The organism is Thioalkalivibrio sp. ALE11, assembly GCF_000381205.1.
Lineage (GTDB): Bacteria > Pseudomonadota > Gammaproteobacteria > Ectothiorhodospirales > Ectothiorhodospiraceae > Thioalkalivibrio.
Window position 1 is genome coordinate 13,529 of sequence record NZ_KB906164.1, and the last position, 23,670, is coordinate 37,198.

General features: G+C 68.2%; 28 protein-coding genes. 9 read left to right on the forward strand and 19 right to left on the reverse strand.

Annotation, left to right across the window (positions count from 1 at the left end):
- The first annotated feature begins 69 nt into the window (after positions 1–69).
- From F620_RS0100080 to F620_RS0100090, 3 genes are all read left to right on the forward strand, one after another.
- The gene (locus F620_RS0100080) at positions 70–414 is read left to right on the forward strand and encodes a UPF0175 family protein (RefSeq protein WP_018871279.1); all 345 of its coding nucleotides are present in this window, start codon (positions 70–72) and stop codon (positions 412–414) included.
- The gene (locus F620_RS0100085) at positions 396–917 is read left to right on the forward strand and encodes a DUF3368 domain-containing protein (RefSeq protein ID WP_019569033.1); all 522 of its coding nucleotides are present in this window, start codon (positions 396–398) and stop codon (positions 915–917) included. Before F620_RS0100080 ends, F620_RS0100085 begins: the two co-directional genes overlap by 19 nt.
- Positions 918–1,216: 299 nt before the next feature.
- On the forward strand, positions 1,217–1,777 hold the full coding sequence (locus F620_RS0100090) for a Uma2 family endonuclease (RefSeq protein ID WP_019569034.1): 561 nt from the start codon (positions 1,217–1,219) through the stop codon (positions 1,775–1,777).
- Positions 1,778–2,238: 461 nt separating this feature from the next.
- On the opposite strand, the gene F620_RS0100095 is transcribed toward F620_RS0100090, so the two are convergent.
- The 4 genes from F620_RS0100095 to F620_RS0100110 all read right to left on the reverse strand — a co-directional run bounded on the left by F620_RS0100095 (position 2,239) and on the right by F620_RS0100110 (position 5,556).
- Positions 2,239–2,511, reverse strand: a complete 273-nt coding sequence (locus tag F620_RS0100095; protein WP_019569035.1) for a cupin domain-containing protein — start codon at positions 2,509–2,511, stop codon at positions 2,239–2,241.
- A gap of 216 nt (positions 2,512–2,727) precedes the next feature.
- Complete coding sequence (locus F620_RS0100100; RefSeq protein WP_019569036.1) at positions 2,728–3,681, reverse strand: porin; 954 nt, start codon at positions 3,679–3,681, stop codon at positions 2,728–2,730.
- A gap of 604 nt (positions 3,682–4,285) precedes the next feature.
- Positions 4,286–4,591 carry a nucleotidyltransferase domain-containing protein gene (locus tag F620_RS0100105; RefSeq protein WP_019569037.1) on the reverse strand — a complete coding sequence of 102 codons (306 nt, stop codon included), beginning with the start codon at positions 4,589–4,591 and terminating at the stop codon, positions 4,286–4,288.
- 23 nt (positions 4,592–4,614) lie between these two features.
- Positions 4,615–5,556, reverse strand: coding sequence for a ZIP family metal transporter (locus F620_RS0100110; RefSeq protein WP_019569038.1), 942 nt, complete (start codon positions 5,554–5,556; stop codon positions 4,615–4,617).
- 421 nt (positions 5,557–5,977) lie between these two features.
- Between F620_RS0100110 and F620_RS0100115 the strand changes: the two genes are divergently transcribed.
- The 4 genes from F620_RS0100115 (at position 5,978) to F620_RS0100130 (ending at position 8,642) form a co-directional block, all read left to right on the forward strand.
- Entirely contained in the window at positions 5,978–6,415 is a 438-nt protein-coding gene (locus F620_RS0100115) for a hypothetical protein (protein ID WP_018871456.1), read from the forward strand.
- A 92-nt stretch (positions 6,416–6,507) separates the two neighbouring features.
- The gene (nth, locus tag F620_RS0100120) at positions 6,508–7,143 is read left to right on the forward strand and encodes an endonuclease III (protein ID WP_019569039.1); all 636 of its coding nucleotides are present in this window, start codon (positions 6,508–6,510) and stop codon (positions 7,141–7,143) included.
- Positions 7,144–7,147: 4 nt separating this feature from the next.
- On the forward strand, positions 7,148–7,582 hold the full coding sequence (locus tag F620_RS0100125; RefSeq protein WP_018871454.1) for a DUF1841 family protein: 435 nt from the start codon (positions 7,148–7,150) through the stop codon (positions 7,580–7,582).
- Between the two features lie 22 nt (positions 7,583–7,604).
- Positions 7,605–8,642 carry an Rpn family recombination-promoting nuclease/putative transposase gene (locus F620_RS0100130; protein WP_019569040.1) on the forward strand — a complete coding sequence of 346 codons (1,038 nt, stop codon included), beginning with the start codon at positions 7,605–7,607 and terminating at the stop codon, positions 8,640–8,642.
- A gap of 24 nt (positions 8,643–8,666) precedes the next feature.
- Here the strand turns inward: F620_RS0100130 and F620_RS0100135 are convergent, their stop codons facing one another.
- On the reverse strand, positions 8,667–9,128 hold the full coding sequence (locus tag F620_RS0100135) for a hypothetical protein (protein ID WP_019569041.1): 462 nt from the start codon (positions 9,126–9,128) through the stop codon (positions 8,667–8,669).
- 167 nt (positions 9,129–9,295) lie between these two features.
- On the opposite strand from F620_RS0100135, the gene F620_RS0100140 reads away from it, so the two are divergent.
- Positions 9,296–9,733, forward strand: coding sequence for an SRPBCC family protein (locus F620_RS0100140; RefSeq protein WP_019569042.1), 438 nt, complete (start codon positions 9,296–9,298; stop codon positions 9,731–9,733).
- A 71-nt stretch (positions 9,734–9,804) separates the two neighbouring features.
- Here the strand turns inward: F620_RS0100140 and F620_RS0100145 are convergent, their stop codons facing one another.
- From F620_RS0100145 to F620_RS0100165, 5 genes are all read right to left on the reverse strand, one after another.
- Positions 9,805–11,250 carry a YihY/virulence factor BrkB family protein gene (locus tag F620_RS0100145; RefSeq protein ID WP_019569043.1) on the reverse strand — a complete coding sequence of 482 codons (1,446 nt, stop codon included), beginning with the start codon at positions 11,248–11,250 and terminating at the stop codon, positions 9,805–9,807.
- 30 nt (positions 11,251–11,280) lie between these two features.
- A complete protein-coding gene (locus F620_RS0100150) occupies positions 11,281–11,928 on the reverse strand; it encodes a YdbL family protein (RefSeq protein ID WP_018869897.1) in 648 nt (215 codons plus the stop codon).
- Between the two features lie 93 nt (positions 11,929–12,021).
- Positions 12,022–14,148, reverse strand: coding sequence for a hypothetical protein (locus F620_RS0100155; RefSeq protein ID WP_019569044.1), 2,127 nt, complete (start codon positions 14,146–14,148; stop codon positions 12,022–12,024).
- A complete protein-coding gene (locus F620_RS0100160) occupies positions 14,148–14,933 on the reverse strand; it encodes a YdcF family protein (protein WP_019569045.1) in 786 nt (261 codons plus the stop codon). Before F620_RS0100160 ends, F620_RS0100155 begins: the two co-directional genes overlap by 1 nt.
- 18 nt (positions 14,934–14,951) lie before the next feature.
- Positions 14,952–15,434 (reverse strand): Crp/Fnr family transcriptional regulator, encoded by a 483-nt coding sequence (locus F620_RS0100165; RefSeq protein WP_018869900.1) that lies wholly within the window; start codon positions 15,432–15,434, stop codon positions 14,952–14,954.
- A gap of 75 nt (positions 15,435–15,509) precedes the next feature.
- Between F620_RS0100165 and F620_RS0100170 the strand changes: the two genes are divergently transcribed.
- Entirely contained in the window at positions 15,510–15,971 is a 462-nt protein-coding gene (locus F620_RS0100170) for a DUF6231 family protein (protein WP_019569046.1), read from the forward strand.
- Positions 15,972–15,977: 6 nt separating this feature from the next.
- Here the strand turns inward: F620_RS0100170 and ribBA are convergent, their stop codons facing one another.
- The 9 genes from ribBA to F620_RS0100215 all read right to left on the reverse strand — a co-directional run bounded on the left by ribBA (position 15,978) and on the right by F620_RS0100215 (position 23,639).
- On the reverse strand, positions 15,978–17,111 hold the full coding sequence (gene ribBA / locus F620_RS0100175) for a bifunctional 3,4-dihydroxy-2-butanone-4-phosphate synthase/GTP cyclohydrolase II (protein WP_019569047.1): 1,134 nt from the start codon (positions 17,109–17,111) through the stop codon (positions 15,978–15,980).
- A gap of 25 nt (positions 17,112–17,136) precedes the next feature.
- Positions 17,137–17,838, reverse strand: coding sequence for a riboflavin synthase (locus tag F620_RS0100180; protein ID WP_019569048.1), 702 nt, complete (start codon positions 17,836–17,838; stop codon positions 17,137–17,139).
- Positions 17,839–17,872: 34 nt separating this feature from the next.
- Positions 17,873–19,042 (reverse strand): bifunctional diaminohydroxyphosphoribosylaminopyrimidine deaminase/5-amino-6-(5-phosphoribosylamino)uracil reductase RibD, encoded by a 1,170-nt coding sequence (gene ribD / locus F620_RS0100185; RefSeq protein ID WP_019569049.1) that lies wholly within the window; start codon positions 19,040–19,042, stop codon positions 17,873–17,875.
- Positions 19,039–19,617, reverse strand: coding sequence for a transcriptional regulator NrdR (gene nrdR, locus F620_RS0100190; RefSeq protein WP_018869905.1), 579 nt, complete (start codon positions 19,615–19,617; stop codon positions 19,039–19,041). The genes ribD and nrdR overlap by 4 nt, the downstream gene beginning before the upstream one ends.
- A gap of 9 nt (positions 19,618–19,626) precedes the next feature.
- Complete coding sequence (gene glyA, locus F620_RS0100195) at positions 19,627–20,886, reverse strand: serine hydroxymethyltransferase (RefSeq protein WP_018869906.1); 1,260 nt, start codon at positions 20,884–20,886, stop codon at positions 19,627–19,629.
- 184 nt (positions 20,887–21,070) lie between these two features.
- Positions 21,071–21,709: an RDD family protein gene (locus F620_RS0100200; RefSeq protein ID WP_019569050.1), complete on the reverse strand. Its 639-nt coding sequence runs from the start codon at positions 21,707–21,709 to the stop codon at positions 21,071–21,073.
- 17 nt (positions 21,710–21,726) lie between these two features.
- Positions 21,727–22,356 (reverse strand): MarC family protein, encoded by a 630-nt coding sequence (locus F620_RS0100205; protein WP_019569051.1) that lies wholly within the window; start codon positions 22,354–22,356, stop codon positions 21,727–21,729.
- A 33-nt stretch (positions 22,357–22,389) separates the two neighbouring features.
- Positions 22,390–22,728, reverse strand: a complete 339-nt coding sequence (locus F620_RS0100210) for a hypothetical protein (protein WP_019569052.1) — start codon at positions 22,726–22,728, stop codon at positions 22,390–22,392.
- Between the two features lie 11 nt (positions 22,729–22,739).
- Entirely contained in the window at positions 22,740–23,639 is a 900-nt protein-coding gene (locus F620_RS0100215; RefSeq protein ID WP_019569053.1) for an STAS domain-containing protein, read from the reverse strand.
- Positions 23,640–23,670 lie beyond the last annotated feature (31 nt).

Sequence of the window (23,670 nt, forward strand, 5' to 3'; positions counted from 1 at the left end):
GAGCGGATTGCCGGGAAGCATGGACAGGACTAGTATTGATCCTGACTACCATTCCCATGGAGGATTCCCATGGAAGTCGTGAACGTTAGCGGCCTCAAGAACAATCCCACCGGCGCCCTGCGCAAGTCCCACGAAACGCCGGTGGTGGTCATGAACCGGGACCGTCCCGATGCCCTCATCCTGGGATTGAACGATGCGGGGGAACTCGACGCGCCGGGTGTCAAGGTGGCCCTGGCCACCGCCCTGTTCCGTGACGGGCACCTCTCCCTGGCGCGTGCGGCACGTCTCGCCGAGTTCGCCACGGCCGACTTCGCGCGCCATCTTTCCCGGCTCGGGATTCCCGTCGTGGACCTGAATGGCACGGAAGCGGACCACGACATGGATACCCTCGACGAATGGCTCGCCTCGTCCTGAGCGACGCCAGCCCTTTGATCGGGCTTTCGTTCGTCGATGGGCTGGAATGGTTGCCCCGTCTGTTCGGGACGGTCGGGATTCCGGAGGAAGTCGCCCGCGAGGTGCTGCCCGGCCAGGGAAGGCCCGGAGAATCCGCCATCGCCGCCGCGCTGGACGCCGGCTGGCTGTGCCTCCGGGAAGGGCCGCGCTCGTCGACACCGTTACCCGAACTGGATGAAGGCGAAGCAGCCTGTATCCGGATGGCCCTCGGCCACGATGAACCCGCCCTGGTGCTCATGGATGAACGGATGGGCCGCGCCCTTGCCCTTGAGGCCGGTATTCGTGTGGCGGGGACCGCCGCCGTGATCGGGATGGCGCGCCGCCAGGGTCTGATCCCGTCCGCGCGCGCGGTTTTCGAACGGCTTCACCAATCGGAGTTTCGCATCGCGGCCGACGTCATACGTACGGTGCTTGACCGCGTCGGCGAAAGCGAAGGCGAACAGGGCAGGGGCGCTGGTCGCTGACTGGTCCGTCCTCGGGGACAGCGAGGCGCACTGCGTCGCCGGTGGGACCGGGGCGCGCTCCTGGCGGAGCGACTAAGCCACCCGGCTCGACGCCCAGTGGCTCGCCCGTTGAACCACCCCGCCCCGCCCTCTTCGCGGCCAGGGCCGCTCCCACAGCACCGGTGCCCGCCCACTCCTTGACAGCCCACCCCTTGTGGGAGCGTGCTCGCACGCGAAGCCCCCGTCTTCCCGCCCCGCATCGCAACCCGTACGATGGAACAACAAGCGCGGCGTCACCCGGAAACAGGAGGCAGACACCCATGCCGGACCCGGCTACCCGAGACGCAACCTACGAAGACCTCCTCCAGGTCGAGGACCACCTGGTGGCGGAGCTCATTCATGGGCAGCTTGTCACCACCCCCCGACCAGCGCCGCGTCATGCCCGCGCCAGCTCCCTGCTGGGCGTAGAGCTCGGAGGACCATACGACAAGGGGCATGGCGGCCCTGGCGGCTGGTGGATCTTCGACGAACCCGAAGTGCACCTGGGCCGCCATGTGCTGGTCCCCGACCTGGCCGGCTGGCGCCGCGAACGGATGCCCGGCCTGCCCGAGACCGCCTGGTTCGAGCTGGCCCCCGACTGGGTCTGCGAAGTCCTCTCCGAATCCACCGCCCGGGTTGACCGGGTGGAAAAACTGCCCGTGTACGCCGCCCACGGTGTCGGCCACGTCTGGCTCGTCGACCCCGTGCTCCGCACCCTGGAGGCCTATGCCAACCACGAAGGCCACTGGCTCCTGCTCAATGCGTTCGAAAACGACGACCCCGTGTCCGTCGCCCCCTTCGATGCCGTCACCATCCCCCTCGGCGGACTCTGGGCCGACTGACGCCCCCACCCGCACTTCACTCGACCCGGAGACCCCGGGGCCTGGTGGGCCCGGGGCCTGGTGGGAGCGTGCTCGCACGCGAACAATCGGCTTCCCTCACCCGGGGTTCTTCCCCGCCCACCCCGTACTCCCACAACTCCCACAACTCCCACCAGAGGCCCGACGAACCTTCATAAAGACCTGTTTATTCGGCACTTTCCGACTCAATCTCTCTGATTCTGCCGAAGATTTAGACTGATTCCAATCCATTTTTTGTGGTTTTCATCACAAAAACACATAATCGATATTGTTTCAGCCGGGGGCGCCGATAATATCCCCAATCAGGAACAGGGAAGTTCCAACCGAAAGGGCCGATCAACAGGGATGTTGTTCGGTCTTTTCTCTTTTTCACACCCCGACAGCGTGCCGGATCGGCCAGGGGGCTGGCCTCCTACGTGCCGACTACCCGAAGCGATAGCCGACTACCCGAAGCGGTAGTGCTTGCGGATGTCCCGGTGGATCTCCCAGGTGCAGCCCATGCCTGCCGGGAAGGTCACCAGATCGCCCTCGCCGACCGTCACCGGCTCGCCATCCTCCGGCGTCACCGTCACCTGCCCCTCGAGGATGTAACAGGTCTCCGTCTCGTCGTAATGCCACGGGAAGCGGGACGCCTCCTTCTCCCACACCGGCCAGTCGAACACGCCCAGTGCGTCCAGCCGGTCGCGCTCCGGCCGATGTTCCACTTCGATCTTCATGTTGCCTCCTCGGATTGTTTCGTTCGTTCTGACCGGTCGGGATGAATGCTGCACCGCGACGGCGGCCATCGTAGCCGCGCCGGACGCGCCACCCAACCGCATGCACCCACGAAAAAGGGCCGCACAGCGAATGCGCGGCCCCATAAAAAACGGGGCCCCGGAGGGCCCCGCAAAACGGGCTTACACCCGTTGTTATCACTTCATGCGCGATCGCGCTTAGAAGCTGTGACGCAGGCCCACGGCGCCCTGGACACCGCTCGCATCAAAGCTGTCGTCTTCCCACAGGTTGACCCAGGCTTCCGTACGGTTATTGAAATTGTACTGCGCACCCACGGCGATGTTCGTCCAGTCGTCACCCACGTCCGGATCCACGTGCTGAACGGCAGCGCGGATATTGACGTTGGAGGTGACGCCGAAGTTGAACGGAACGGTGAACACATCGTCGTCCCCGTCGTTACGAGCCTGGTACAGCAGACCGACGTTCCCCGGGCCGAAGTCAAACAGACCACCCACCTGGTAGTTGGTTTCATCCGCGCCAATAACCCCCGGGCCACCATTAGCAGCCGCGTAAACACCGGTGTCCGCAGAATCTTCGATCGCGGCAGTCACCCGAATCGGACCTTGATCATACTGCACATTCAGGGCGTAGTAGGCGTCGGTTTCAGCACCGTTCGGCTCCACGGTCACCCCGATGGTGGTCCCACCAAAGGAGGGGCTGTTGTAGTGGATGCCCTCGGCACGGTTCCAGCCGTAAGGCCGGGAGATCCCGCCGTCCGCCAGGGTATCGGTAAAGTTGCGGAAGCCCTTGCTCGCCTCCTTTACCGCGGAATCGGCGCGACCGACGCGCAGACGACCGAAATCGCCGGTCAGGCCGACCCAGGCGTTCTCGCTGGTACCCCAGTCTTGGTTACCCTGGACGCCGTTAACCTGGTTGAAATTACCCTGGAAACGAGCGGTGGCCGTCAGCCCGCCCCCGAGATCGTTCTGCACGTCCACGCCCAGCCGAGTACCCCGCGAGGAATGCACGAAATTGCGGTCGCTGCCGTCATCGATGAAGCCGACTTCGTACTTGAACTGACCGAACAGGCTGACGGAATCGTCGGCGGAGGCGAGGGCCGGAGCGGCGGCGAAGGCGCCGGCAACGGCCATGGCGAGAATCTTCTTCTGCATGATGCTTTCTCCCAGGAGTGAATTCTTACTGTCAATGCATCCGGAGCCCGTCGGCCCCGCGATGTCCTGTGTTTTATATACGCCACGGTGTCGTATTTCAACCCTTGTGGCGGAAAAAAACCCGTATTCGATCACGCTTATACGCTTCGGTCTTCACGCAATCTCCCGAGCCAGCCCCACCGAAAACGCCGGAGCGATCGCAAGCCATTGAAAAACTGGCTTGTTAGAAATTCCGAATACGCGATTGCACGAAACCGCGTCACGGCCCTGGGTTCGAGCGCCGCGGGCCCGGAAACACGGGTTTCCGGTGCGCAGAAACCGGTGCGCGGCCGTTGCAAACCTGCAACAGAGGGACCCGACACCGCCCTCGCCCGGGCGGGTGTGGCCGTGATACAACACATTGGCCCGGTCGGCCCGATCGGCCAGAGGGCTGGCCTCCTGCGGCCAGACCCTGCCCGGTGGGAGGCCGGCCCTCCGGCCGATTTCACGTCCGGGCTACCCGTGCGCCGGATCGGCCAGAGGGCTGGCCTCCTACCGGGCGGGCTGCCCCCCGGTAGGAGGCCAGCCCTCTGGCCGATCGGGTTATGAGCTGTGCTGTGCGAATTCATAACGGGATGCCCTCCTCGCGGGCGACCTGAAAGATGGAGGGATGCCAACGCCGGCCCGGATAGTCGACCAGCAGGTCGATCTTCTGCTCGCCCAGTTCCGCCTCCAGGCGTGCGCGCAGGGCGATTTCCGCCTGTACGATGGAATCGACATCGCGCATCGGGGTATCGATCAGCAGGTCGATGTCGCCGCCCCGGGCCGAGTCATCGGTCCGGGAGCCGAACAGCCACACCGTGGTCTCCGGACCGAAGGTCTCGCCCACGGCCCGGTGGATGGCGTGTTGCTGTTCGGGACTCAGACGCATGGCGAACCCTCCTCTGAACGATCCTACAACGCCAGGTCGATGGCCAGCAGGGTGACGAACCCGACCAGCACCCCGGTGGTGGCCTGGGCCTCGTGGCCCTTGCGGTGGGACTCGGGGATGATCTCGTGGCTGATGACGAACAGCATGGCACCGGCGGCGAAGGCCAGGCCCCAGGGCAGCAGGAACTCCATCAGGGTGATGGCACCGGCGCCGATCAGGCCGCCGACCGGCTGTACCAGACCGGTGAGCAGGGTCACACCAAAGGCCATGGCGCGGCTGTAGCCAAGCGACAGCAGGGCGATGGCCACCACCAGCCCCTCGGGCATGTTCTGCAGGCCGATGGCCACGGCCAGCGCGATGCCGTCGCTGACATCGTCGCCGCCGAATCCCACGCCCACGGCGAGGCCTTCGGGCAGGTTGTGCAGGGCGATGGCGAAGATGAACAGCCACACCCGGCGGATCTTGGACGGGTCGGCGCCGCTCTGCGGGCCGATCACGAAGTGCTCGTGGGGCACGAGCTTGTGCAGCAGCAGCAGGAACGCGCCGCCCAGGCCGATGCCGCCGGCCAGGACCACGATGGCCATGGCCACGCTGCCATGCTGGGCCTCAGCCTGCTCCACCGCCGGCAGCGCGAGCTCGAAGGCGGTCGCCGAGAGCATGACCCCGGCGCCGAAGCCCATCATCGCGTCCTCCACCGACTGCTTGAGGCGGCGCAGGAAGAAGATGGGGATGGCCCCGACCGCGGTGAACAGCCCGGCCACGAAGCTGGCCAGCAGCCCGATCTGCAGGATCGAAAGCTCGCCCAGCCAGTCCTCCATGTGCGGCCACAGCAGGCTCACGCCCCAGATGAACAGGGCCAGCGCGATCAGCGATCCGATCAGGAAGCTGCGCGGCAGCGGGGTATATTCGGCGGGTTCGGGCTCCGTCTCGCCGTCCTGTGGACGGACCGGGTCGGGTTCGGCCATTGTGCGGACTCCTTGCAGGCTCCCAGGGAAACACTGATCAATGTACACGCTCGCGCTCGAGTCGCTTTTGCGTGCGAACAAGGAGCGGCGACCGCCGTGCAGTCATTCTGCACAAGGGAGCCGCAACGCCGTGCGCGCGCCCGTTTTTGATCAACAACGGGCGGCCGAGCCCCTGCATTCAATAAATTGTGGGGGTTGGCACCCCGGGTTCCCCGATCCTGCGTTGCGGCACTTGCCGGTAGAACCACTACCGGCTGCGCACCGCGCCTTGTCTCGCGGAACCCGGGGTGCCAACGCGAGCGTGTACATTGATCAGTGTTTCCCTGGGGCGCAGTGTAACGCGGCCCCGGCCTTGATTCCCGGCGCCCAGCGGGTACACTGCCCCCGCTACAAAAATTCCAATCGTCCCAGGAGAGCAGGCATGGCTGGACATTTCCCGTTCGCCGGCAAGCGCGGTACGCGCTACGGCCAGGCCCCGCGCGGCACCATCGCCGCATTCTTCGAGAATCACGGCTTTGGTGAGGAGCTGCAGGAGAAGTACTACAAGTGGTGGTACGACTTCGCCAAGGATTTCGTCGAGAAGGACAGCGACCTGTCCGTCACGATGATCACCCGGTTCAACAGCTACCCGATGGGTACCCACGCCGAGCATTCGTTCCATCTGAACGACAAGTACTGGGCGGAGTGCCTGGCCGAGCTGGGCTCGTTCATCCGTGACATCATCTTCCCCAAGATGGACGAGAAGGCGATGCACGATCTCGAGGAAAAGCACTCGAAGCTGCTGGCCGACCTCGAGAAGGAAGCGGAAGAAAAGCCGCGCGAGCCGGCGCCGGAAGTGGGCGTATACCGCCACGTCTGAGCACGATCGCGCCGCAATCCCGCGCATCGTCCGGCCCCGTTCGCGGGGCCGGTTTCGTTTGCAACCCCTGAAACCGTCGGAAGCCCCGCCCCATGAATGCCGCCAAGCGCCGCGAGATCTTCGAACGCCTGCGGGCGGCGAACCCCGAACCCACCACCGAGCTGGAGTACAACACCCCGTTCGAGCTGCTGGTGGCGGTGATCCTGTCCGCGCAGGCGACCGACGTGGGCGTGAACAAGGCGACCCGGCGGCTGTTCCCGGTGGCGAACACCCCGCAGGCCATCCTCGAACTGGGACTGGACGGCCTGAAGGAATGCATCCGCACCATCGGCCTGTACAACGCCAAGGCCGAGAACATCATGAAGGCCTGCCGCATGCTGGTGGAACTCCACGGCGGCCAGGTGCCGCGCGACCGCAAGGCGCTGGAGGCGCTGCCCGGGGTCGGTCGCAAGACCGCCAACGTGGTGCTGAACACGGCCTTCGGCGAACCCACCATCGCGGTGGACACGCACATCTACCGCGTGGCCAACCGCACCGGACTGGCCCCCGGCAAGACCGTGCTGGAGGTCGAGAAGAAGCTCCTGAAGTTCACCCCGAAGGAGTTCCTGCGCGACGCCCACCACTGGCTGATCCTGCACGGAAGGTACGTGTGCCGCGCACGCCGGCCGGATTGCGGGCAATGTGTGATCCGCGATCTGTGCGAATACAAGGACAAGACCGAGGCCTGATGCGATGTACGGCGACCGCGACCGCATGCGAACCCAGTTCCTGGATGCCTGGCAGAAGGCCCGCAACGAGGAACCCCTGAGCGACATGGAACAGGTGCTGGTCGGCATCATCCGCGACCACCCCGAATACCATGCCCTGCTGAACGACCGCGAGAAGGCCCTGACCGCCGAGTTCCCGCCGGAGTCGGGGACCACCAACCCGTTCCTGCACATGTCCATGCACATGGGCCTGCGCGAACAGGCCGCCACGGACCGTCCGGCCGGCATCCGCGACCTGCACCGCCGCCTGTGTGCCCGCTACGGCGAACTGGACGCCGAACACCGGATGATGGAGTGTCTGGGTCAGGCCCTGTGGGAGAGCCAGCGCAGCGGCCAGCCACCGGACGAGGCGCAGTACCTCGAATGCCTGAAGCGTCTGGAGGGCATTATCGGGGCATGAATTACGGGTCCAGGGAGGGACCATGGAACATGATCACGGCTACAAGCACCTGTTCAGTCACCCCGAGCTGGTCGCTGACCTGCTGCGCGGGTTCGTCAACGAACCCTGGATCGAACAGGTCGACCTGGATTCGCTGGAGCGGGTCAACGGTCACTACGTCTCCGACGATCTGCGCGAGCGCGAGGACGACATCGTCTGGCGCCTGCGATGGGGCGATGGCTGGTGTTACGTCTACCTGCTTCTGGAATTCCAGTCATCGGTGGACCGCTTCATGGCGGTACGCCTGCTGACCTATCTCGGCCTGCTCTACCAGGATCTGGTGCGCACCGGCGAACTGACCCCCGACGGACGGTTGCCGCCGGTACTGCCACTGGTGCTCTATAATGGTGAACGACGCTGGAGTGCCCCGATCGAAGTGCGCGAGCTGATCGCACCGATCCCCGGAGGACTGGAGGCCTATCGTCCGGATTTCCGGTATCTTCTGCTCGACGAGGGGGCCTTCGCGGACGCCGATCTGCCGGCACGCAACCTGGCCGCGGCCGTCTTCCGGCTGGAGCACAGCCGCGAGCCCGAGGATCTGCAGGCGGTCGTCGGGCGTCTGGTGCAATGGCTGAAACACCCGGAGCAACGATCCCTGCGACGGGCCTTCAGCGTCTGGCTGGGCCGAGTGGTCATCCCCGGCCGCTTCGGCGAAACATTGGCGCCTCCGAACAACGACCTGCGGGAGATGGAAACCATGCTGGCCGAACGTGTAAAGGAATGGCAGCGACGCTACGAGCAGCAGGGGCTGCAGAAAGGACTGCAGAAGGGCCTTGAGCAGGGCCTGGAACAGGGGCTGGAACAGGGGCTGGAACAGGGGCGACAGCAGGGACTTCAGGAAGGCGTCACGCAGGGTGAGGCCGCGGTTCTCCTGCGTCTGATCGGCCGCAAGTTCGGTGCAGACGCCGCGGAAAAACACCGGGAGCGGATCGAATCCGCCGATGCCGATACCCTGCTGATCTGGTCGGAACGCCTTCTGACCGCCCGCCACATCGACGACGTGTTCAGCGCTTCCTCCTGAGAGCAGCGTCTTGAGGAAAGAACCTCAGGGAAACAGCCGCTGCCACCAGCGGCGGCGGCTGTTGGGCGGGGGCATCGCCGCCTGCAGGTCTTCCGGCGGCACGGTCGAGAGGATCCAGCCCGGCAGTACCCGCAGGCCCGACGATCCGCAGGAGGATCCGAGGTTGTTGGGGTCGAAGATCTTCACGAAGCGAGGATTCTCGCGGTCGTCCACGTAGACGATGCCGCAGTAGCTTTCGTCGTGATCGGCGCGCAGCAGGGCATCGACCTCGGTAAGGAAACGGTCCAGCTCGGCCGCACTGACCGGTTCCTGCGGCACCGCCTCCCCCACCGCGTAGACGTACCACTCGCCGTCGCGGGCACCGGCACGCAGCGTGGCCCACAGGGCGTCCAGCTGTTCCCAGTGCAGGATGCCCAGCGCCCCGGCCTCGTAGCGTTCCATGAAACCGGCATCGGGGGCCGGACGGTGATCTCGGGCAAAGCTCATTCGGGGCTCGCAACGGTGGTTTCAGCGTAATCGCGCGTCATGTTAGAACGAGCCTTTCGGGCCCACAAGCAGCCCGGAACCGGGCCGTGAACGGGTTGCGGGGAACCCGGAAGCGTTCCGGGGGCTCTTACCATCAGTTCTTCCGCTCCAGCCAGCGAGTCGCGAGCATGCGCCGTATCACGCACGAAACCTCCCTGCAGGCCGAACCCGAGCGGGTCTTTGCCCTGCTCAGCCATGTCCCCAACTTCGTCGACCTGTGCGACCACGTGCGCACCATCGAGCCCCTGGGCGGCGAGCAGTACCGCTGGACCATCGTGGCGGCAGGGATCACCATGGATTTCGATGTCGAGGTCTGCAGCGCCGTGGAGCCGGAGCATTTCGCCTGGCGCTCGATCCGCGGCATCCACAATCGCGGCAGTTACCGCCTGCAGCCGGCCGGCGAAGGGCTGACCCGGGTCGAGTTCGAGCTGGAATACCGTCTCGGTAATCCGCTGGTTGAAGCGGCGGTGCGCAGGGCGGCGAGTTCGCTGGTGGAGCGCGTTTCCGGCCAGCTGATGCACCGGGCCCAGCAGCGCCTGGACGCGGAAGCCGGCTCGAACGCCTGACCCCGCCGGCTCTCCGGACTCGCCGCCCGCACCCCGTCGCGCCCCCGAGGATCCCCCCGGAGGACACCGCATCAGGGCCCCGGTGACGGGGACGCGCCCGAGCCGGGACGCCACTCCCCGGCACGCGAACTCGGGCCCGGGCCGGCATCAGCGTCTTCCTGCGCCGGCCTCGCCGGCTGCACGCCCGCCCGCTCCAGCAGATCGCGCATGGTGCGCGCCCCCAGATGATCGCGACGCGCCACGTCCAGCTCTTCCAGCGCCGACTCCACCGCCGCATCGCCGTGCAGGGTCCGCAGCGCCGGATCTTCCTGATCCTCGCGCAGGGCCTGCAGGACCTCCGCGACCGGCAGATGGCCGAGATCGCGCCCGGGCACCAGACCGAGGTCTTCGGTGCGTCTCAGCAGTCCCGCGGCCTCCAGGGCCCGGGCTGCACCGCCCAGCGCATTGCCGGGCACGTAGAGCTCCGCGGCCACCTGGTCCACCGTGGGCGGCGTGCGCCCTTCCATGAAATGGCGCGCCACCACCTGCATCAGGTTGAGCCCCAGACGCTCGTGCGCCGCGGCCGACAGCCGCGGGCGGCGGCCCCGCACGTTCATGTATTCCGGGTGCTGCACGTAGAACGCCACGTTGGAGCCGATCAGCAGGACCAGCCAGGCCAGGTAGACCCAGATCAGCAGCAGGATCATGATCGCGAAGCCGGAATAGATCGCGTCGTAACGGGTGGACTCCGCCACCATGTTGGCGAACACCCAGCCCATGCTCTGCCACAGCACGCCCGCGACCACCGCCCCGACCAGCGCCGGCCCCGGGCGCACGCGCGTGTTCGGCACGAACATGTAGATGAAGGTGAACGCCGCGATGATCAGCAGGTACGGGACCAGACGCGAGATCTCGGTGATCAGAAGACCGAGCGGCTCGAAGCCCGCGACCGTCTGCATCGCCTCGGAAGCCATCACCGTGGCGGTGATCCCGAGAGCCGCGAACACCAGCAGCGGTCCGATCATGATCACCGACAGATAGCTGGTGAAGCGCTGCGCCAGGCTGCGCTGGGTCTCCACCCGCCAGATGCCGTTGAACGCGGCCTCGATCTTCTGCACCAGCGCCACCACGGTGTACACGAGGAAGATCAGGCCCACCGCTCCCAGCGCGCCCACCCGGATGTTGTCGACGAAACCGACCACGTTCTCGGCGATCTCCGCGCCCTGCTCGCCCAGCGGCTCGAGGAGCTCCAGCAGCAGCGGCTCCATTGCGTTGTGCGCGCCGAAGCCCTTGAGCACGGAGAACGACAGCGCCAGCAGCGGCACGACCGACAGCAGCGAGGTATACACCAGGCTCATCGCGCGCAGGGTCAGCTGGCCCTCGGCCGCCTCGCGGACCAGCCCGTACAGCCCGCGCAGGATGCCCAGCCCCAGCGCTTTCCAGCGCGGCATCGCGGACAGGTCGCTCTCCAGCACCAGGCGTTCGACCCGGTGCCGTCCGGCCTCCAGGCGCGCGCCCAGACTGGCGTCACCCCCCAAGCCCGACCCTCCGTGTGCGGTCCGGACCGGTCATTTCTGCCGCCACTGACCGTCGGAGCGGTACCAGTACCCCGCCGGCGCCTCGTCCACCCACACCCGGGCGAAGGTCTCGCGGATGCGGTCCTCCCAGTCGGGTCGATCGTTGGCGCGGGCAATCTCGCGATACAGCGAGGCCCGGTCGGCATTCTCCTCGCTGACCAGGCGCTGCACCTCGCTGCGCTCGCGCAGCGGCACCTCGGAGAGATCCCGGATGGCCACGTCGCCATCAGCGCCGAAGCCGATGGCCCCGCTGCGGAAATGCGGCGCCAGCTGCGGCGCACGGTCACGCATGGACGCGCGGATGCGATTGATCGCCGGCGTCTCGATCTGCAGATCCGGGTTGCTGGCCGCGGCCGGCGCCACCAGCGTTTCCAGCAGGCGCGCGAGCAGCGGGGTCGAGCGCTCGCCGGCCGCATCGCGGGCATCCGGCGAACCGGCATCCGAAGAACCGCCGTCCATTTCCGGCGCGGACTCGGGCTCGCGCAGCTCCTCGATGTCGTGCAGCTGCAGGGCATCGCGAACGATCGCGCGCGCGGCATCCTCCGCCGCGGCCGCAGGGAAGTAGATGTTGATGGTCACGCAGCCCGCGACCAGCGCGGACAGCAGGGCAAGTGCGGGAACCCCGAACCAGGCTTTCATGGGCAGCTCCTTGGCAGGCACGGCTGGACAGTCATCATCGTACATTACATCACCCGGTGGCTGACGAGGACATGAACGCCCGTGTGCGCGTGCTCAGCGAACCTCCGGAGACTCCCCGGCGGTCACCCGCGACAGCCCGCGCAGCAGCTCGTCCCAGTCGACCCGACGGTTGTAGCCGATGACATCGATCCGCGGGAGCCCGCCCCCCTGCACCAGGGTAAAGCCACCGTCCGCGCGCTCGCCCACCCCGTCCAGTTCGCAGACCCCGCCGCGCAGCTGGCAGCGAAAGCCCAGTCGGCGGTAGGAGAAGTTCTCGAAGAAACGCAGAAACACCGACGAAGCCGCCGCCTGGACCGGCCCGCCCAGCTCGGTGATGTTCTGCACCGCGCGCTGCGAAATGCGCCGCCGCCCGGGGTCGTCTTCGGGCGTCTGCAGGGCCAGATCCATGCGCACCGGACGCCAGTCGATCATGTGCAGGTCCTCCAGGTGGCCCGACAGCCGGCCCTCCACCCGGCCCACGTCGAAGGCGCGCGTGGCCAGGGCCAGGTCCAGGCGGTCCATGCGCGCCGACAGGCCCAGCTCCGGGGTTCGCCCGAACAGGTCGCGGATGCGCACGTCGCGCAGCACCACGTCGCCGTCGAACACCTGCACCAGCAGCCGCCCGTCGACCGCCAGATCGCCGCGATCCAGGCGCACCTCCGGGATCATGCCGGCCAGGCGACCGGAGAAGCGCGGCCAGCCCAGGATCTCGGTCAACGGCTCCAGCGAGATCGCCTGCACCCCGCCGGTGAAACGCACATCCGGTCCGTCGGCGGTCAGGCGCAGACCGAAGTCATCCGCACGCAGGGCGCCGTCGAGGATCGGGATGCGGGTCACTTCCAGCAGGTCGATGCCGTCCGGCTGCGCGCGCACGCGCGCGTCGAACTCGCCCAGCGGCAGGCGGAACAGATGCGCCCGCTGCCAGCCCAGCTGCCCCGGCACTCCGGGCGCATCCGCCAGCCAGTTCAGCGTGCCGTCGCTGTCCGTCACGCCGAAACGCCCGCTCCCGTCCTCGGCGCTCAGGGCCTTCCAGCGCAGGGTCGCCGAACGCGGGGCGCCGCGCTCCAGCTCCAGCCGCGCCACCACCGAATCCCCGCTCACCGTCAGATCACGCCCCAGGGTCCCGGCCAGCGCGGGGTCCAGCAGCACCGCATGCGCCGCTCCCGGGTCCCGCGCCTCGAGATGGAAATCCCCCGAAGGAGCGATCGCCTCCGGCGGCCCGCTGCGGATCTCCTGACCGCTGAAGGCCAGTATCTCGCCGAGCGAGCCGGACAGTTCCGCCACCTCCACCCCGGCCGCGAACCCGCCATCCGCCGGACGCAGGCCATCCACGCGCAGATTCAGGCGCCCGGTCTCCTCCGCGTCCACGAACCACGGATCCACGAACACCGCGCCCTCCTCCAGGGTCGCGCCCAGGCTCCAGTCCCCCGCCATCTCGCGCACCTCGAGCCGGCCGCCGATGCCCTCGCCCGCGCGCAGTCCCACCGCATCGGAGAAGCCCACGTCCCGCAGCTGCAGATCAACCCGATGCCCGCCTTCCGCCGCCCCCTGCAGCGCCAGGTCCGCACGCCCCGACTGCAGGGTCACCGGCGGATCTTCGGGCAGCCAGGGCGCCAGTCGCGGCGACTCCGCCAGCGCGACCAGATCCACCCCGGACAGGGCCAGTTCGGCCCGCCAGTCGTCGGCACCGGCCACGCGCAGCACGAATTCGCCACTCGCCCCGAACCAGCCGGGCCAGTCTCCGGCAACGCGCAGGCGGTTATGGCCGGTGTGCCAGTCCAGACGCAGCGGGTGTTCCTGCAGGACCAGATCCCCGCCGTCGGCGGACAGGCGCGCCTCGCGGCAGCGCCAGCCGGCGGTGGTCGGCACCAGGGACGGGCAATCCAGGCGTACTCCGGCGAGCGTGCCCACCGGCTCGGGCAGATGCAGGCGTTCGGCCCCGACGGTCACCGCCAGCCGGCCGTCGCGCAGGCGTGCGCGCGCCGTCAGGCCTTCGGCGTCCAGTGCCTCGTGCAGCCCCCGTTCGATCCGCAGGTCGACCGTCAGCCCCCCGGCATCCTCCGGGTCGGCACCAGTCGCCGCCGGTACCATCAGCACGAGCGCCACAGCCCCGCCCATGCGCCGGACTGCCGGCCACCCCGCGCGCGCCATCCAGGCAGTCACCGCCCGGATGGCGCCCATCATGCCCCGGGCCGGTCGCCCGGCAGACGATCCCGCAACGGCCGCGCCGCCCGTGCCAGCCACTCGCGCAGCGCGAACCGCGAGGTCTCCAGCGCATCCACCGTGGGCACGAAGTCGCGCAGGCGCCATTCGCCGTCAGGGCCTCGAAAGCCGGTGGGTGCCGGGTCCCCCGCCAGCCCGGCCGCCTCGAAGCGCCCCAGCGCCCGCGGCATGTGCATCGCATGAGTAACCACCAGCACCCGCTCGACCCCGCTGCCCTGCAGATGCTGCGCGGTGAAAAAGGCGTTTTCGTGGGTATTGCGGCTGGCACCTTCCAGCCAGCGCGGATCCACGCGGAACTCGCGGCGCAGCGCATCCGCCATCAGTTCCGCCTCGGCCGGCCGACCCTCGGCCCCGGGACTGCCGCCGGACAGCAGCAACGGGAGACCGGTCCGGCGGTGCAGATGGGCGGCGAAACGCAGGCGTTCGAAGGTCAGCGCCGAGACATCGTCACCGCCGGTGACGTGGTGACGGCCGCTGGCCCGGCCGCCCCCCAGCACCACGATCGCGTCCGCCCGGCCGGTGGCCAGTGGCCGTTCGCGCAGATCCCGCTCCAGGGTCTGCGCCAGCGGGGCGGCGACGACGTTCAGCGCGGGCAGGACCAGTGCGGCCAGCCCGAGGGTCACCAGCCAGCCACCCCCGCGGCGCTGCCCCCGTAAGAGCAGCAGCCCCGGCACCAGCAGCAGCACCGCCAGACCCGGCGGCAGCAGCAGGTGCTCGGCCACGGTGGCGATGCCGGCGGCCATCGGCGACCGCGCCGCCGGTTATTTCTTGCCCGGGGCGTAGAGGTAGCGGGCGTAGGTCGCCACGTCCTCCGACACCCGGCGGATGAGGTGATCGAGACTGATGATGGCGAACTCCAGCACGTTCACCGCGATGTACGGGTGTTCCACCCGCAGGCGGTCGTACTTCGAGCGCGTCAGGCGCAGCAGGCGGGTGTTGTCGGTCAGCGCGCGCATGCGCACCCCGCGCGGCACGCGGTCGAAGAACGACATCTCGCCGGCCAGTTCCCCGGTCTCCATGCGCCCGACCTCGATCTCCTGGCTGCCGTCGTCGTCGTACAGCGCGGCGGTGCCGCTGACCACGAAGAACAGCGCCTCGCCCACCTCGCCGATGTCGGCGATGATCTCCTTGTGATGGGTCTCGACAACCTCCAGATACTGCATCAGGGTGTCGACCTCCGCGGGAGTCAGGGAGGCGGACATCGGATGCTTGGACAGAAACTCGGTCAGCAGATCCCGGGTCATGGCACGGCTTCCTTTACGGCTTTCTCTGGGTTGAATACATAGAGTATAACGAACGTCCCTTCTGCGAGACCCCGCATGATCGACATCGACACCCTGCGCCGTCAGCTCCCCGCACGCCTGAGCCGCGACACCCCGCTGATCCTGACCTGCAACCCGGACGCCGTTCCCGGGGCGCATGGCGAACGGCGCGTGACCACCCCGCAGGCCCTGATGGCCGACCCGCCCGCCGGGCGCGAACCACTAGTGCTGGTGCTGGACGTGCTCGCGGAGATGGAACTTGCGGCGGGACAGCAGCTGCTGGGCGGGCTGCGCGACCGCTGGGCGGAGGAGACCCTGATCCTGCACCGCCACCGCGACGACCGCTGGGACCTGAACGCCTTCCTCGCCCTGGGGTTCCGGCGCGAGCCGGCGGCGGAGGCGGCCACGCCGGAGCATGCGGTCTACCGCACCAGCCTGTACGACTACAAGCTCACGCCCGACTGGCTGAACGCCCGCTTCTGGGCCAACCCGGAGATGTGGGACCGCGCGCGCTGGTGACGCGGGTCAGCCCTCGTCGTGGACGTAGTCCACCACCTCGAGGCCGAAGCCGCCCAGGCCGTGGAAACGTTTCGGCGCCGACATCAGGCGCATCCGCCCGACGCCGCAGTCGGCGAGGATCTGCGCGCCGATGCCGTACATGCGCCACTCGGCCGAATTCTCGCGCCCGCCGCCGCGTTCCTCGCCCCCCGTCTGGGCCGTCTGGGCCGTCTGGCCCAGCTGCTCCAGCCGCTGGGTCAGCGCCTCGGGGCCCTCGTGCTTGCGCAGGATCACCACCACGCCCTCGCCCGCCTCGTCGATGCGCCGCAGCGCGTCGTCCAGCGGCCAGCCGCGATCCGGGCCGGCGTAACCGAGGGTGTCGTGCAGGGTGTTTTCCAGATGCACGCGCACCAGGGTGTCGCGGTCCGGACGGGGTTCGCCGCGCACCAGCGCGAAGTGCATCTCGTGATCCACCTCGTCCTGAAACGCCAGCAGGCGGAACGTCCCGTGCTCGGTGGGGAACTCGCGCTCGGAGACCCGGCGCACGGTCTTCTCGTTCTCGATGCGGTAGCGGATCAGGTCCTCGATGGTGCCCATCTTCAGGCCGTGCTCGGCGCAGAAGCGCTCGAGGTCCGGCCGCCGCGCCATGGTGCCGTCCTCGTTGAGGATCTCCACGATCACCGCGGCCGGCTCCGCCCCGGCCAGGCGCGCCAGATCGCAACCCGCCTCGGTGTGGCCCGCGCGCACCACCACCCCGCCCGGCTGCGCCATCAACGGGAACACGTGCCCCGGCTGCACGATGTCCTCCGGCTGGGCGTTGGGCGCCACCGCGGTGCGGATGGTGTGCGCCCGGTCGTAGGCCGAGATCCCGGTGGTCACGCCCTCGGCGGCCTCGATCGACAGCGTGAAGTTGGTGCCGTGGACGTCGTTGGTGTCGGTCACCATCAGCGGCAGAGCCAGCTGCCGGCAGCGCTCGCGGGTGAGCGTCAGGCAGATCAGCCCGCGGCCGTACTTGGCCATGAAGTTGATGTCCTCGGGGCGCACGTGCGAGGCGAGCATCAGGATGTCGCCCTCGTTCTCGCGGTCCTCGTCGTCGACGATGACCACCATGCGCCCGGCCTCGAGTTCCGCGAGGATGGTTTCGGTATCGGAAAATTCCATGAACACCTGCCGTCGGGGCCCGCGCTCAGTCGCGCGGGCCGGAATGATTGGGAAAGCCCTGCTCGGCCAGCCAGTCCTCGGACAGCGTGCCGCCGCCGTCCCCGGCTCCGGCTCCGGCGCCCGGATCCGCGGCGCGATCGCCCAGCATCAGGCGCTCCAGATAGCGGGCGATCAGGTCGACCTCCAGGTTCACGCGCGTCCCCGGGGCGTAGACCGAGAAGCGCGTCAGGTCCCGGGTATGCGGGATGATGTTGACCTCGAACTCGGCCCCCTCGACGCGGTTCACCGTAAGGCTGGTTCCGTCGATGGTGATCGACCCCTTGGCGGCGATGTAGCGCGCCAGCGCCGCCGGTACGCGGAACCGTACCCGGGTGGAACGGGCATCCGGCTCCATCGAGACCAGCTCGCCCACGCCGTCCACGTGGCCGGAAACCAGATGACCGCCGAGCCGGTCGCCCAGTGCCAGCGCGCGCTCCAGATTGACCCGGTCGCCGCGGCCGAGATCGCCCAGCGTGGTCACCTCCAGGGTCTCGCGGCTGACATCGGCGGTGAAGCCGTCCACGGAGAGATCGGTCACCGTCAGGCAGACGCCGTTGACCGCGATCGAGTCCCCGAGGTGGGTGCCGGAGAAGTCCAGCCCCGGCGCACTGACATGCAGCCGGCGGTCGCCGCCGCTGGGCGTCAGGGTGTCGAGGGTGCCGAGGCTTTCGATGATGCCGGTGAACATGGCGCAGCCTGTCCTTGCGGTGACAATGCGGGGATCATAGCGAATTCGGGGCCCCTCGGGGGAGAGCCCGCAGCCGCAGGGTCTCGCCCAGCCAGCGGGACTCGACGACCTCCAGCTCCGCGCGCTCGGCCATGCGTCCGATGTCCCAGTCCACCATCGGCCGGCCGCCGGAACCCAGCAGCAGCGGAGCCTGGTACACCAGCCACTCGTCCACCAGACCCGCACGAGCCAGCGCACCGGCCAGACCCGGGCCGGCCTCCACGTGCAGCTCGTTGATTTCGCGGGTGTGCAGCTCCGCCAGCAGGGCATGCAGGTCCAGATGCCCGGCGGCGTCCTCCGCCGCCCCCGGGAGGGCGATCAGGTCGGCGCCGCGTCCGCGCAGGGCGTCCGCCGCCGGGCCGGCCGCCGCGGACTCGGTAGTGAGGACCCAGGTGGGTGAACCCTGCAGGATGCGCGCGGTGGGCGGGGTCCGCAGGCCGGAATCCACGATCAGCCGCAATGGCTGGCGCACCGGCAGATCGGCCACACGGCCCGACGTCGGCAACCCGGCCGCGGCGGCCAGTTCCGCCGGGCTGCGGCGCACGTTGAGCTGCGGGTCATCGGCCAGCACGGTGCCGCTGCCGGTGAGGATGGCCCCGGCCCGCGCACGCCACAGCTGCACGTCGTTGCGCGCGGCCTCGCCGGTGATCCACTGCGACTCGCCCGAGGCCATCGCCGTACGCCCGTCCAGCGAGATCGCGGACTTGATGCGCACCCACGGCCGCCCGCGTTCCATGCGCTGCACGAATCCGGGATTGAGCGCCCGCGCCTCGGCCTCCAGCAGCCCGGTCTCCACCGCAATGCCGGCCGCGCGCAGGCGCTGCGCCCCGCCCCCGCACACGCGCGGATCGGGATCCTCCATGGCAATCACCACGCGCCCCACCCCGGCGGCGATCAGCGCCTCGGTGCAGGGCGGCGTACGCCCGTGGTGGTTGCACGGCTCCAGGCTCACGTACACCGTCGCCCCGCGCGCGGCCTCCCCGGCCGCCTGCAGGGCGTTGACCTCGGCATGCGCCTCGCCGGCCCGCCAGTGCACGCCGGCGCCCACTTCGCGACCGTCGCGCACGATCACGCAGCCCACGCGCGGGTTGGGATCGGCGGTGAAACGGCCGCAGTCCGCCAGCATCAGCGCGCGGTGTATCCATTCACGGTCGGCTGCGTTCATCGCGATTCGCCGGCGGGGTCGGGGTCGTCGGGAGGGGATTCTTCCGGGATCTCGTCAGCCGCGGCGCGCGCGGCCTCCTCGTCGATCAGACGCAGCTGGTGACGCCGCATCTCGGGGCTCAGGTCGTCTTCCAGGCGCTCGATGGCCTCGCGGAAGGACTGCACGCTGGCAAAGCTGAGATAGATGGAGGCAAACCGGATATAGGCGACATGGTCCAGCCCGTGCAGGGCTTCGAGGACCATCTCGCCTATACGGTCGGATTTGATTTCGGGGGCACTGGTACCGGCCAGACGGCGCTTGATGTCGTCGATGACGTTCTCCACGTCCTCGGTGCGCACCGGACGCTTGTGCAGCGCCCGGCGCAGACCGCTGCGCAGCTTCTCGTCATCGAAGGCCACCCGCTCGCCGCTGCGCTTGACCACCCGCGGCAGGCTGAACTCCGCCCGCTCGAAGGTGGTGAAACGCTCGTGACACACGCGGCACTCCCGCCGTCGCCGGATCTGTTCCTGCTCGGGTCCGGCGACCCGGGAGTCGACCACGCGGGTGTCACTGGCACCGCAGGCCGGACAGCGCATCGCCCCGGTTTATTCGCCGGCGCCGTAAACCGGGAACCGACGGCAGATGTCCAGCACCTTGCCGCGGACGTCGTCGATCACCTGCTCGTTGTCCATGTTCTCCAGCACGTCGGCGATCCAGCCGGCCAGCTCGCGGGATTCGGACTCGGTGAAGCCGCGGGTGGTCAGGGCGGCAGTGCCGATGCGGATGCCGGAAGTCACGAACGGCGACTGCGGGTCGTTCGGCACCGCGTTCTTGTTGACCGTGATGTTGGCGCGGCCCAGGGCGGCGTCCGCATCCTTGCCGGTCATGCCCCTGGACACCAGGCTCAGCAGGAACAGGTGGTTGTCCGTGCCGCCGGAGACGATGTCGAAACCGCGTTCGACCAGGACCTCGGCCATCGCACGGGCGTTGGCGATCACCTGCTTCTGGTAGGTCTTGAAGTCCGGCTCCAGGGCCTCCTTGAACGCCACCGCCTTGCCGGCGATCACGTGCATCAGCGGGCCGCCCTGGGTACCGGGGAAGATCAGCGACTGGAACTTCTTGTTCAGTTCCGGCTGACCCTTGGAGATGATGAAACCGCCACGCGGCCCGCGCAGGGACTTGTGCGTGGTGGAGGTGACCACGTGGGCGTGGTCGATCGGGTTCGGGTATTCGCCGGCGGCGATCAGGCCGGAGACGTGGGCCATGTCCACCATCAGGTACGCACCCACGGAATCGGCGATCTCGCGGAAGCGCTTCCAGTCGACCACGCGCGAGTAGGCGGAGAAGCCGGCGACGATCATCTTCGGCTGGTGCTCGGTAGCCAGACGCTGGACCTCGTCGTAGTCGATCAGGCCCTCGTCGGTGATGCCGTACTGCACCGCGTTGTAGATCTTGCCGGAGAAGTTCGGCTTGGCGCCGTGGGTCAGGTGGCCGCCGGCGTCCAGGCTCATGCCAAGCACGGTGTCATGCGGCTGCAGCAGGGCCATGTACACCGCGGCGTTGGCCTGCGAGCCGGAATGCGGCTGCACGTTGGCGTAATCGGCGCCGTAGAGCTCCTTGAGGCGGTCGATGGCCAGCTGCTCGACCACATCGACGTGCTCGCAGCCGCCATAGTAGCGCTTGCCCGGATAGCCCTCGGCGTACTTGTTGGTCAGCACCGAGCCCTGCGCTTCCATCACGCGCGGGCTGGTGTAGTTCTCCGAGGCGATCAGCTCGATGTGCTCTTCCTGGCGCTGCGCCTCCTTGCGGATCGCGCTCCAGAGTTCGTCATCGTAGCCGTTGATGCTCATGTCGATCGAAAACATTCGGTGACTCCCGTTGGGTTCTAGGCAATTCGGGCGCGCAGCGGCCCGCCAGAGGCACTCGACCGGCCGCGGACGGCGGCCGGAAGGTCGGGACCGGGCGGGGTACGGCGCCGGAAAGGTCCAATACCATACTGGATTCGGCCGGGATTTTCAGGGCCGCCCGCCGAACGCCCGGCCGAACGGGCTATTCATCCAGCCACTCGCGACGCACCACCCAGGTCTCGGCGATGAAGTCGTGCAGGGCGCGGCGCTGCCGGGTAAAGGCCACCATCAGGTAGCCGATCATGAACAGCAGACCGGACAGGAATTCGGCGAAATGGCGCCCGGTCGCGCGGGCGAAGCTGATGCGCTCGCCATGCCAGTCGACCACCCGCAGGCCTACCGCCATCTTCCCGATGGTCGCGCGGTACTGCGAGCTGTGCATGCCGGCGAAATAGAACCAGCCGACCAGGATGTTCACGAAGGTCCAGGCGGTGTCCGCGTCGGTCCATTCCTCGGTGTGCATGGTTTCCGGGCTGACCATCGCCTGCACCACGGTCAGCGGGATGCCCAGGATCACCCCGTCGATCAGCACCGCCAGCACGCGCCGCCAGAAGCCGCCGAAGGCCGCACGATCCTGCGGTGGCCCCTCGGCAGGCACCTGTCCGGACCCGCCGGAAACGGGCGGTGGCGCCTCGCCCCGGCCTGAACCCGACTCCGGATCCCTGCCGGAGCCGTTCGGCTCCGACGGCTCGGGGTCGAAATCCAGCGAACGGCCACAGGCCTTGCAGAAGGCCGCGTCGTCGGGGTTCTCGGTTGCGCAGTGCGGGCAGGTTCGGGTCATGCATCGCTCCTTCGATGTCAGGTCATTACACCGCTGTCGGCCAGCCCGTCAAAGATGAACTGAACCGCCAGCGCGGACAACAGCACCCCCATGATGCGCGTGAGCACGTGCGCGCCGGTGACGCCCAGCCAGTGCTGGATGCGCACCGCGACCAGCAGGCACACCAGCGCCAGGGCCATGATCGCGATCAGCGCCCCGATCACCACCGCCTGCGCGGCCAGATCGCCGCTGGCACGGCTCATCATCAGGATGGCCGCGCCCATCGCCCCGGGCCCGGCCAGCAGCGGCGTGGCCAGCGGGAACACCGAGAGGTCGGTACGCGAGCGGGCCTCGCGGGTCTCGTCCGGGGTGGCCGAGACCCCGCCGGAGCTGCGCGCGAACACCATGTCGATGCCGATCAGCAGCAGGAGGATACCACCGGCGGTGTACAGCGCCGGCAGCGAGATCCCCAGCACCCCCAGCGCGGCCTCGCCGAACAGCGCGAACGGCAGCAGGATGGCAGTCGCCAGCAACGCGCCGCGCCAGGCCATCGCGCGGCGCTGAGCCGGATCCATGCCGCGAGTCAGCACCGCGAACACCACCGCCACGTCCACCGGTCCGACGGTCACGAAGAAGGTGGTCAGGGCAACGATGCCCAGTTCCAGCATGCGGCGTTCTCCCGGTCGCGGGGGTGGCGGATGTCAGCGCGCGCGCTCCACGTCGCGCGCACAGGCAAAGGGCGGCACCTCATCCAGGCGCGCCGCCAGCGCATAAGCCACCGAATGTGCCATGTTCGCGACCACCATCTCCACCCCGATGACCCGGCAAAGCCCGTGCACCGCCTTCAGCCAGTCGTAGTAGAGGGCATCGACCACCGGCACGCTGTCGAGGTCGTAGATCAGTCGTCGAGCCCGCGCCGCCTGAAGGTAATCCCCCAGCGCGACCAGATAGCGGTCCGGCTCGCCGGGATCCAGGCCCTCACCCGGCTCCAGCAGCACCGCGTCCGCACCGATCCGGGTGAGATGCATGCCCTGGACCATCGGCGCGCCCGTCAGGCCGGGGTCCGGGCGTCGGCCATCCGCACGCCCAGCCAGTGGAAGGCCTCCTTCAGGCCTTCGGCCAGGGTCGCGCGGGTCGTCACGTCGCCCAGATCGATGTTGAGGCTGGTGAGCGCCCGGGCAATCTCCGGCCGGATCCCGGTCAGCACCGGACGCGCACCCGTCAGGCCGATCGCACGGATCATCTGCACCAGGTGGTGCGAGACCTGGGAGTCGATCGCCATGACCCCGGTGACATCCATCAGCACCACGCGGGCCCGGTCCTGCTCGATGCGCCCGAGCAGCTTTTCCATCACCACCATGGTGCGCGACGAATCCAGGGTCCCGATGATCGGCAGCGTCAGGACGCCGTCCCAGATCTCGGTGATGGGCGTGGAGATCTCGCGCAGTTCGGCCTGCTGCGCCTCGATGGTGCTTTCCTTCTGCTCCAGATACACCCGATAGACGTCCAGGATGATGTCGTTGAACACCCCGGCCAGCAGGAGCAGGGTCTCGCGGGTCTGTTCGGGCGTGATCTCCGCATCGCGCCCCAGATCCTCGATCATCACGTTCTGCATGAACTGCAGATAACGCACGAACTCCTCCATGTCGCCGCCCCGCATCAGGATCTGTTGCGACATGGTGGTGAAGAACTGCTGCAGGGCACGGAACTCTTCGCTGGAGCGATCCGGCCGTCCCTCGTGCTGCAGCAGCATCACGAACAGCTCCATGAACTCCACCGAGTAGTCGCTGATCTCCTCGCGCGACAGGATGTTCCCCTGCACGAAGATGTTGTGCCCGCGCTCCTCGATCACCCCGGAAATCCGGCCGACGTTGACCATCAGCTGCTCGACCAGGATCTCGTTGGCACTGCGGGTCTCGCCGTCCTCCCGATTCATGTTGTCCCCCGTCATGACTCCTCCTCGTTTCTTGTTGTGTCCGCCC